The organism is Streptomyces sp. NPDC057474 (assembly GCF_042802555.1).
Classification (GTDB): domain Bacteria; phylum Actinomycetota; class Actinomycetes; order Streptomycetales; family Streptomycetaceae; genus Streptomyces.
Map to the genome: position 1 here is coordinate 1 of NZ_JBHVDX010000286.1, position 10,534 is coordinate 10,534.

At 72.7% G+C, this 10,534-nt stretch carries 5 protein-coding genes; 3 read left to right on the forward strand and 2 right to left on the reverse strand.

Features of this window, described 5'->3' with window-relative positions:
• Positions 1-128: 128 nt before the first annotated feature.
• Together ACFU53_RS42825 and ACFU53_RS42830 are read right to left on the reverse strand one after the other, a co-directional pair.
• Positions 129-2,258 (reverse strand): hypothetical protein, encoded by a 2,130-nt coding sequence (locus ACFU53_RS42825; RefSeq protein ID WP_384005199.1) that lies wholly within the window; start codon positions 2,256-2,258, stop codon positions 129-131.
• Between the two features lie 408 nt (positions 2,259-2,666).
• Entirely contained in the window at positions 2,667-3,194 is a 528-nt protein-coding gene (locus ACFU53_RS42830; RefSeq protein ID WP_384005200.1) for a hypothetical protein, read from the reverse strand.
• Between the two features lie 406 nt (positions 3,195-3,600).
• Here ACFU53_RS42830 and ACFU53_RS42835 point away from each other — a divergent pair, with 406 nt between their 5' ends.
• From ACFU53_RS42835 to ACFU53_RS42845, 3 genes are all read left to right on the forward strand, one after another.
• The gene (locus ACFU53_RS42835) at positions 3,601-3,897 is read left to right on the forward strand and encodes a hypothetical protein (RefSeq protein WP_384005201.1); all 297 of its coding nucleotides are present in this window, start codon (positions 3,601-3,603) and stop codon (positions 3,895-3,897) included.
• A 693-nt stretch (positions 3,898-4,590) separates the two neighbouring features.
• On the forward strand, positions 4,591-5,457 hold the full coding sequence (locus ACFU53_RS42840; protein ID WP_384005202.1) for a DUF4132 domain-containing protein: 867 nt from the start codon (positions 4,591-4,593) through the stop codon (positions 5,455-5,457).
• Positions 5,454-10,367, forward strand: a complete 4,914-nt coding sequence (locus ACFU53_RS42845) for a DNA-binding protein (protein WP_384005203.1) — start codon at positions 5,454-5,456, stop codon at positions 10,365-10,367. Before ACFU53_RS42840 ends, ACFU53_RS42845 begins: the two co-directional genes overlap by 4 nt.
• The last annotated feature ends 167 nt before the right edge of the window (positions 10,368-10,534 follow it).

Here is a 10,534-nt window from a genome sequence, read left to right on the forward strand (position 1 = left end):
GTGAGAGTGTCTGGTGGTCTGGTTTATGTTTATATGATACAGCTCCACGGCCGTGGTGTGGGGTGGTTCCCTGCCGGTCCCGGCCGCCGGTCAAGCGGCCGGGACGGTCTGTGGGCGGGTGCCGCAGGTCAGTTGTCCGCGGTGTACGGCACTCTGTCGCTCACACCCGCGGGGACGAGGGTGTCCGGTGCGGACTCCGTGACCTCGGCGGACTCGGTGGTGACGGTGGCCGAGGTGCCGACGGACGTCGGCAGAGCGAGGTCGAGGGGGTCGCCCGAGGAGGGGGTCCAGCCGGAGACGGCGCCCGCGTAGGCGTCGCCGAAGGCGGTGCCGGCCAGGGTGGTGCCGGTGGGCAGGGTCGCGGTGACCGCCAGCTCGTCCGGTGCCTCGACGGTCACGGTGTCGCCGATGCGGTAGGCGGTGACCTCGCCGGCCTGGAGGGCGGCCTGCCACGCGGCCCTGCGCTGCAGTTCGGCGCCGATGTCGTTCATCCGCAGGTTGACCACGGGGGTGTTCTCGGCGAACAGCGCCGCGTACCCGTCGAGGACACCACTGAGCACCGGGTAGGCGATGCGGTCCTCGGCCAGGTTCGACTGGTGGATGAAGTGCGGCTTCGGGTCGTTGGCGAGGACGTGTCCGAGGGCGATCCGCCTCTCCAGCGGCACGATGACCTCTTCGTATCCCGTGGCCGTGTCCAGGGGTGCCGACAGGCAGGTGGTGGTGGCCGGGTTGTCCTCGCAGATGCCGCTGCCGCCCTGGGCGCGGCTGGTGTAGATCCAGTTGTACTCGTCGACCTGCTCGGCCGCCCTGCCCGCGTTGTAGAAGACGTTCATGGGGTAGCGGGGCACGGTGGTGGCCGGGCCCACCCGACGCTGGGCGGGCTCGCGGGAGTTGTCGGAGCCGAGCCAGGCGATGTCGTTGTCGTCGAGGGCGAGCGCCAGGTTGGGGTTGTCCTCGGGCTGCTGCGGCAGCACCTTCATTCCGGAGTGCTCACCGGTGACCAACTCCTCGTTCTCCAGCGGGAGTCCGGCCGTCTCGCCCCAGACGCGGTTGGTGGCTATCTCGTCGGATATCTCGTTGTGGCTCACCCATTGGGTGGAGCCGTCGGCATTGGTCGCACATCTCCAGGGCACCACGCTGGTGTCCTGGACACAGCCGAGGAAGGGGTGCGAGTAGGTGTGGTTGATCCAGCGGAACTGGTTGCGGTCCACGATCAGCTTGTCGGTGAGCGCGTCGTCGCCGTTGTTGTCCTCGCGGTGGTCGACGCTGCCGGCGCCGTTGTACGCGAGGTCGAGGGTGAAATTCTTGTCGGTCTGCCAGGCGGTGGCGTGGTCGACGTCGTCCGGGGGCATGCGGATGGGGTCGGGCTCGACGCTCGGGTCGGTGCAGTCGACGTCGCCGGGGGTGCAGTTCAGCTCGGTGTTCCAGCGGTCGTCGGCGGCGAACACGTCGTCCACGTGCACGGCGAAGTAGTTCCGCGAGGCGCCCAGGTGCACCCCGCCGGTCATCCACTCCACGATGCCGCGGGCCAGCAGCCGGAACTGCTGCTGGTACTGGTTGTAGACAAAGGTGACGACGAGCTCGCGCCGCCCGTCGTGCCGGTACTCACCGACCAGCGTGCCGCGCGTCGACTGTCCGGGGATCGCCGCCTCGACGTAGGGAGTGAAGTCGGCTCCCGCCACGGGCTTCGACAGATAGGCGTAACTCTCGCCGATGGCAGGGTCGTTGTCCTCGAAGGGCACCACGCCGTCGAGGTAGCCGAAGGCACCCGCCTTCCCGGCGTCGGTCACCTGGGCCTCGGCGCCGTCGATGCTGCCGGAGTAGCCGCCGTAGATCGGGTACTGCAAACCGGCTTCTGGACGCGCGTAGGTGTAGGCGTCGACTTGGGGGATCGCATACGTCTGCTCGTACGTCGCGAGTGCCGCCATCTCGGTGGAGCCGGCCGGGAACGGGTTGTCGTTGGGCAGCACGACGGCCTGGAACCTGGCGCGTGGGCGGCCGTCGACGGTGTCCGCGAGGAAGCCGGCGTCGATCACGGGCCGGTCGGAGTTCGTCAGGTCGATCTCGGTGTACGGCGTGCCGGCCGCGGTCAGTTCGGCGGCGATCGCGTCGGTGGACGGGCCACCGTCGCTCACCACCAGGACCCGCAGGTCGACACGGGGTGCGGTGTCGTCGGCCTGGGCCGGGCCGGCCGGCAGGCCGAGCGCGGCGATGAGCGCGCCCACCGTGAGCACGGTGGTGCGTGAAGTCCGCTTCATGCGGTGAAGTCCCCTCCCCGGGCAGGGGTGAGCACGCCTCTCCTGGAGCGGACGCACCCCCTTGCGTGACGCCGGCGTCCCCCTCAGAACCCAGTCGTCGACGCATCCGTCGCGTCACATAGTGGTGTCTGTGTGCGGCATTCGTGGTCATGTTGCGAAACATGACGGAAAAGCGCAGGCGTCCAACTGGGCGAATCTGGAACCGAATTGGTCGTTTTCTCATCCGCAGGTGAGCGTGGTGTACGCCGACCGCGAGGGCCCGGCGCGCTGGTCCGGGCCCTGCGGGGCGCATCGGAGGACCGTTCGGGTCCGCCGGATCGTTCGCCAGTGGTCCAGACCATGACGGAAGCCTGATCGCAGGTCATTTCAGGTCACTCCCGTCACGGTCGTACACGTCCTGGCGGACCGTCAGGCGCAGAGCACCCGGGTCTCGGGCGTGTACACCGGGCCGCCGCTGACGTTGGTGCTGTCGCTGAACTCGGCGTAGAAGTACGAGTAGAAGCCGATGTTCCCGTTGCAGCCGGAGTCGGCGGCGACCTGGAGCGTCAGCGTGACGGTACGGCTCTGGCCGGGCGGGACGGTGGCGCCGTAGTTGGTGCCGAGGTTGGCGGGGCCGGTCCCGGAGCAGGGGGTGGCGCCGGCGGCCGTGGCGAGGCTGCAGCCGGTGAAGGAGTACTTCAGGTCGGGGCGCTGGTTGGTCAGCCAGGTCGGCTCGATGGTCTGATAGATGAACCAGACGTCGTAGGTGTGGTTGTTCGTGATTGTCATCGACAGGTTCACCGTGCCACCGGGCGTGGTGGTGGCGCTGTCGGTGGCGAACGTCAGCTCGGCGGATGCCGCGTCGACCGCGCTCGCGCTGGGGGCCATGCCGAACACGGCGAGGGCGAGGGCCAGGACGGCACCGAGGCCGAAGCGTCTCATCAGTGGTGATCGCATGGGCCGGGAGGCTAGGCATCCGGCAAGCACACCGTCTGCCCCGAGGGGCACCGGCCGGACGCCGCTCGGCCGGAAGTGTGCGCCGCGTGAAGGTGGCGTGGTGAATCCGTGCCGGGCATCGGGAGGCCCGCGTAAGCGCACTGTAACGGGGGTGTGACGGGCGGTGCGAAGGGGGTCGGTGATGCCCGACCGACCCTTGATGCGGATGGGACGCCATTGGCGCGTATCGCACCTTGCGGGCCGCTCCCTCGCCACCGCGCGGTGCGCAGCTTCTCGGCCATCCGCCGATTTCCGGCCCCGCCCTACCGCGTCCGGACCAGTCCCACGGCATCGCGCCTCCCCTGCCCTCGCGGGGCCGGAAGACGGCAGGACGCTGCTGCGACGCTCCCCTCTGGACGGTTCCGGGGTGGTGGACCTGAGTCCGGAGACCGGCCCGAACGCCCTCGACGTCTTCGACGTGACGGCTTCCGAGGACACGGTCACGGCGGGGGCCCGCACGGGCGACCCCGCGATCCGCAACGAGTCCCTGGCCAAACTCTGGCAGTTCTCCGGCGACGACGGACTCCGCAGCCGCGTCTCCTGCAACCGCGGCGAGCAGCTCTCCGCGGCGGCGGCCTCCGGCACCCGGGTGGTGTGGCTCGACTCGACCACCGGCATCAGCCATGTGGTGACACGGGGCCGGCCGACCGGCAGGTGCGACTGACCGGACCCGGAAGGAGTCAGCGGGCTGCTGGGCACGTGTCCGGCAGACCGCTGACGAACGCCACCGCGATGGCCGCGCTGACCCATACGGCGTCCCGGTGGTCAATCGAATCCGGCGCCGTCCACATCAGCGACCGGACCGTCGACGACGAAGCCGTCGCCCCCTTCGGCGGCGTCAAGTCCGCAGGCGCCGGCGGACGCTTCGGCGGCAGCGCCAACCTCGACACGTGCACCGAGGCGCAGTGGGTGGGTGACCGCACAGTCGAAGATCGAGCGCTACCCGTGCTGAGCCGCTTCTCCGATCCGGGCGCGTCTCCGATCCGGACCGCGTCTCCGATCCGGACCGCGTCCCCTCCGCGGCGGCGACCCACCCGCGCGCCACTGCGGAGGGTGAGCGTGTCGACCGTACGACATCCGGGATCGGTGACTGGCCGGTAATACGTACTCCGGTTACGTAGGTCTACGGATGCGTCGGCGTTCTCGCTTCGATTGGCTTGCCGGACGCCGGAGGGATCGCCTCGCGCTGCCTGTTCGTCGTCGGGGTTCCCGGCGCATCGGAGGGGACTTGTCGGGAGGCGCCGGACCGAATGTCAGTGGCTGCCGCTAGCGTTCCGCACATGGTCGCACTTGGGCCGGGATTCCCCGGCTGAACTGTGCTTTCTTCTTGTGGAACTGACGCGGAGGGCTGGGGTTCGTGGGTTGGCTGTCGGCGGGTGACGGGTATGAAGTCGCCCTTGTGGAGGGGCGGGTGGCGGCACGAGCCACCTCGGGCCGGGCGGCGGGACGGCAGTTGAAGTCACTGCCGAAGGCGCTGAAGGACCACCCGGAGGTGGACCGGCTGCGGCGGTTCGCCGAATGGCTGGATCGGCACGCGGCGGCGTGCGTCACGCAGGTGGACGCCTGGATGGTGTCGTCACTGCCCGTACCCACCGGTCTGCTGGCCCGGGTGTGGCCGGACGAGGCGTGGCAGGCCGCGCTGCGCGACCTCGCCGTGGTCGGCGACGACCCGGACGAGGTCGGCTTCCTGCGGGGCGCCACCGACTCCGGGGAGCTGCGGATCGTGAACCTGGACGGGGAGACGGTCCGCCTCTCCCCGCGCACGGTGACACTGCCGCACCCGGTGCTGCTGCCGGACCTCGACGACATCCGGGAGTTCGCGGCGGAGCTGGGCATCGTGCAGCGCGTCGAGCAGATACACCGGGCGACCTGGCGGCGGCCGGACGGACTCGCCGCCAAGGCCACCCAGGTGCGGGACTTCACCGGAGGCCAGTTCCGCTCCCGCTTCGCCCTCGCCGCCCGCGCCACCTCGCTCGGGTACCGCGTCTCCGGCGGCTACTCCACCGCCCGGGTCCGGGACGGCGAGCGCACCGTCGACGCCTCCGTGTGGATCGGGGAACCGTACTACGACGACCAGGTGGAGACCGGCAGCCTCACCTGGCAGGACCAGGACGGCCACGCCCTGCCGCTCGGCGAGGTGGGCCCGGTGGCCTGGTCGGAGGGGATGCGGATGGCCGCGGCGCTGTACGCCGGGCGTGTGATCGAGGAGGGCAAGGACGCATGAGCGGGGGGACGCGGGTGTCGTACGAGGAACTGCTGACGGCGGGCGGGGTGCTGCCGTCGGACACCGAGGGGGCCGGGGAGCGGGCGGTGCCGCTGACGGCGCGGACGTACCGTCATCCGGGCCTGGAGGACCGGGTGGTGGTACGGCTGGTCGCCGGGGAGCTGGGCGCGGCGGAGGATCTGGCCGCCGGGTTCCTGGGACTGGAGCAGGACGCGGAGCCGGAGGTCGTGGGGCTGGGGTTGCGGCAGTCGCTGGGCTTCCCCGAGTGGGTGCTGGTGCACCACCCGGCGGACGGGCACCACGCGCTGGGCATCGTGCCGGACCTGGAGCGGGCGGCCCGGCAGGCGAAGTCCAAGCCGAAGATGGCCATGGACGCCTACCAGGAGCTCGGCGAGCGGCTGGCGGCGTCGGTGCCGCACTTCCTGCCGACCTTCTACGAGCAGGCCGGGCGGGTGTTCCTCGCGGAGGAGAACGCCACGTACGCGGCCCAGTTGTTCACCCGCGCCCGCAAAGCCGAGGCGGAGCACGGGCTGACGGTCGAGGAGGAGCGGCTCGACGCCGTGTTCCTGGAGTTCGCGCTGGCCGGCGCGCTCCCGGTGAAGGTGCTGTCGGCGTACGCGAAGGAGCTGGCCGCGCGGGTCCCGGCCGAGGAGGCGCTGCGGCGCTTCACCAAGCTGTGCCTGCGCCGTACGGCGGGCGGTCTGCCGCCGTCGGCCCAGATGGCGGGCGACCTGCGCAGGCTGGCGCGAGCCGCCGGCCGGGACGCGGACCTGACCGAACAGGACTATCTGGCCGAGCTGCTGGTCCTGCCGTCCACGCTGCGGGCCGCGGCCGGCTGGTGGAAGGGCCACCGTACGGCGCTGGTGGCGCTGGCGGCGCGCGAGCCGAACATGCGCGGCACCCTGCTGGACACGCTCCCCTCGTCCTACGACGACGAGATGCCCGCGATGTGGCTGGACATGCTGGAGGCCTCCGGCGCCACGGCCGGGCTGTGGGACGGCTCCCTGCCCGAGGAGCAGCGGCCGCAGGACGGCACGGCGGGCTGGCTGGAGCGGTTCCTGACGTTCCGGGAGCGGGCGCGGTCCTGGCGCGGCTCCACCCGGATGCCTGAGCTGTACCCGCTGGTGGAGCGGGCGGCGGACCGATTGCGGGCCGAACTCACCACCGCCGGGCGCGAGTTGAAGGTCACACACGACATCGACCTGATCGACCTGCTGCTGTCCCTGGACATGCCGGTGGCCGCCCCGGACAAGGGCGACGGACTGCCGCTGGAGCAGTGGGCCCCGGGTGAGGGACACCGTGAGCTGCTGTCGCTGACCGCCGACTCGCGTTTCCACGAGGCCTTCCGGCGGGGTGCGGACCGGTTCGGCGACGACGACTCCGGGCGGCGCGCGATCCGCGTACTCGCCGCCTCCCCGGGCGGGCGCCCCCTGCTGGCGAAGTGGGTGAGCGAGGTCGTCCGGCGGTTCACCGCCGTGGGCCTGCCCCAGCTGCCCGAGGCGCTCACCCGGCTGAAGTGGCTGCCCGCCGAGGCGCTGGCGCTCGCCGAGGACGAGGTGCGCGCGGCCGTCGCCACCGACCTGGCGCCGGTGCTGTCGCGCACCCTGCGCGCCGGGCTCTTCGACGAACTGGGCTGGCCCGCCTGGGAGGACGCGACCACCACCCTCGTCCCGAAGAACGACGTCGAGGACATCATCGTCGCCGACGCCTGGCCGAACCTCATCGTGGCGGGCGCCGCCCAGGCCCGCGTGATCGGCGCGGAGGGCACGCTCCTCACCCACGACCTGCGCATCCCGGCCAACGACAAGTGGGGCGACCCGGGCTTCCACCACGTGGACGGCGAGCTGCTCGTCTACTGGCGCTCCCGCAACGACGGCCTGCGCGGCTACTGGCACAGCCGCGCCGACCGCCCCCAGACCATGGAGGGCCCCGGCGGCACCCGCGGCACGGAAATGGACTGGTACAAGGGCAATCTGAGGCTCACCCTGCCCCTCCCGGGCGGCGGCCGCACCACCGGTGCGGGCGTCCTGCACGTCGGGGACACCACGATCCCCGAGGAGCGGTGGCTGGTCTTCGACGGCGCCTCGTACTGGGTGTGGCACACGGACGGCGAGCAGGAGACGCACGGCCTCTACGAGTACGACCCGGCCACGAACAAGCGCGGGCGCATGAGCATGCCCGCCTTCCTCGCCAACGCGCTGCGTGACGTCCCCGAGGGCAGCACCTACGACGGCGGCTGGCTCGGCCCCTCCCCGAGCGTCGGCCGCGCGCCGGCCTCCGCGCCCGTGGACGGCGTGGTCGGCATCCGCACGGTTCAGCTGCCCGACGGCTCCTGGCACGGCCAGGACCTCGCCGGACACACAGTCACCCTGCCCGCCGACCGGGGCAGGCCGGCCGCGCTCGTCGTGTTCCCGGGCGACGACCGGGCCCGTGCCGTCGTCCGCAACGGCTGGCAGCTCGAAGTCGTCGACACGGACGGCGTCGTCACCTCCGTCGCGAAGACGGACCGCACCCCGGGCATCTTCGGCGAGGGCACGCTGCTGCTGCCGCCGGTGCAGTTCTGGGAGTGCATGACCGCCCGCGACCCGGAGGGCTCCGCCGCGCTGCGCCGCATCGGCGGGGAGACGTCGGCGGCCCTGCTGGCGGCCGCCGCGAAGGACGACAAGCAGGCGCTGCCCGACGCGATCCGCGCGCTACTGCCGGTCACGCATGACGCGCTCGTCGCGGGCATCGCCGGAGTCGTGCGCCACGCCGCCGGCCAGCAGGCCGTCCTCGACGCGGCGGCCGCCCGGCTCACCCGGGCGCTCGACGGGGGCGTGGAGGAGGTGGAGGGCCCCGCCGGGCCGGCGGACACCCTGCTCCAGGAAGCGATGAGCGGCCTCGGCGAGGCGACGCACTACTGGTGGAACCGCGACGATGAGGCCGATACCGTCTTCCGCAGCCTGCGTGTGATGACCAGGGCCGCCGGACTCCTCCCCGGTGCCACCGCGCCGGAGGGGCCGACCGTGCGACTCCACCTCGACGGGCCCGGGCTGCCGACCGGACACCCGGAACTGGGGTCGCTGACCGACCGCGCGGCCGCCATCGCCTTCCGGGCGGCGGCCGGCACCACCGCGGAGGAGCACCGGGAGGCGCTGCGCGTACTGCTCGACCGGTTCGACGCGCTGGGGCTGGGTGTCGGTACCTCGTCCGAGCGGTGGCGCAAGGTGGTCCTGCACCTGAGGGCCGATCAGTTGCGCACCCCGTCGGGCGAGTGGCGCGAAGGCTCATGGAACAACCTGCTGCCGCTGGGCGGCGGCGCCTTCGTCGCGATCGTGGGACGCCGTTCCCTGGACGACGACGGCTGCACGTTCACCGGGTTCTTCCACGACCCGGCGGGACTGTTCGGGACGCCGGAGCCGTACACGCTCCGTGAGTCCTCCCCGCTCGGCGGGGAGGGGGAGGCGGCCCGGCTCGGCGGGTTCCTCGCGGAGCTGGCCGCGCGCGGACCGGCGCCCTGGTTCCCGGAGGCCGCCGAGGAGTTCGCGCGCCGCACCGGCGTCACCGGGACGATGGCCCGGCTGATCGTGGCCGGACTGCCACGGGTCGACGTCTACGAGCGCACGTTCCTGACCACGGAGGCGCGCAACGCCATCGGGGTGAAGGCCGCCCCGGCGGCCGTCGCCAAGGACGAACTGCGCGGCATCGACGGCGGGATCCGCGCCGCGGTGGTGGGCGCGCTGCTGCCCGCCGACCCCGCCCGGCTGTGGACCGAGGGGCCGGACGTGGCCGCCGCGGCCGAGGTCTGGAACAACAAGGTCGGCAGGCGGACGGCCGTCCCCGAGGAACTGTTCGGCGACGCGCTCCGCGCGGTCAAGCACGCCCGGTGGGAGGTTCGGAGCGCCCTGCCCGCGCTGTTGCACCCGGCCGGTGAGCCCCGGCTCACCCGGGACCTGGAGTGGGCGGTCAACGGCGACCGGGTCCGGCCCGTCGGCGACGACGCGGTCGGGTTCACCGCTGACACGCTGGTCGGCTCGGTCGGCCTCGCAGCCTGGCTCGCCCACCGCCTGCCCGCCGGCGATCCGCTGCGGGCCGCGCTGCCCGCCGCACTCACCGCCGTACGCGAGCGGCTGGCCCACCCCGGGCTGGTGCTGGACCTCGGGCAGTACATCGGTCTCCCCTCGTTCCGGAAGACCGCGGGCACCCCGACCGAGGTCGGCGAGGGCTTCGAGCGGTACGGCGCCGTCATCCTGGCGACCCACGACGACCAGCCGGCGCCGGGCATCCGGGTCGCGCTGCTCGACGAGGCCGGCCAGGACCCGTACCTGCCCGCGCTGCGCGTCGACAACCAGCGGCCTTACGCCGCCGAGGTGGCGCTGCGTCTGGCCCGCGATCCCCGGTACGCGGCTCTCCTCGCCGACCCGGGCGACCCGTCGGCGGGCGAGCGCGGCAAGGACGGCACCTGGTGGCCGCAGGACCCGAGCCGTTCCGTGCCCGAGCTGGTGACCGAGGTGGCCAAGGAGTACGGCATCAGCGAGGACGCCGCCACGCTCTATCTGATGTTGCTCGCCATGCCCGACCCGACCGACCGTTTGACGGTCCGCTGGACGGGGTGGAAGCCGGCCCGGCTCAAGGCGGCCCGCGCCGAACTGGCCGATGGTGAGCTGGTGGTGGAGGCCAGCCGTACGAGAGCCGGGCGTTCGCTCTTCCTGCCCGGCGCCTGGGTCGACCCGAAGGCGCCGCGTCTGCCGCTGGAGCGGTGGAAGCTGCCGCTGTTCGGCGACCTGATGAGCGACGAGCACGCGACGTTCGGCGTGATCGTGCCGACCGAACCGGCCGCCGAGCTGTACCGCAGGGCCTGGCAGCGGATCCAGGACGGTGACACGCCCCGGTTCGAGGAGCTGAAGGTGCGGCGGGGGCGCCGCCGCTGAGGAGACGGGGGCACCCGGCCACCGGGTGCCCCCGGTCCCGCCCCGGCCGCCCCCGTGGGGGGGGGCCCCCGCCGGGGGGCGCGCGGGGGGCGCGCGGGCCCCGCCCCGCCCCCGCCAGCCCCGCCGGCGCACCCGCACGCACCCCGCCCCGACGGACCCGCCCCGCG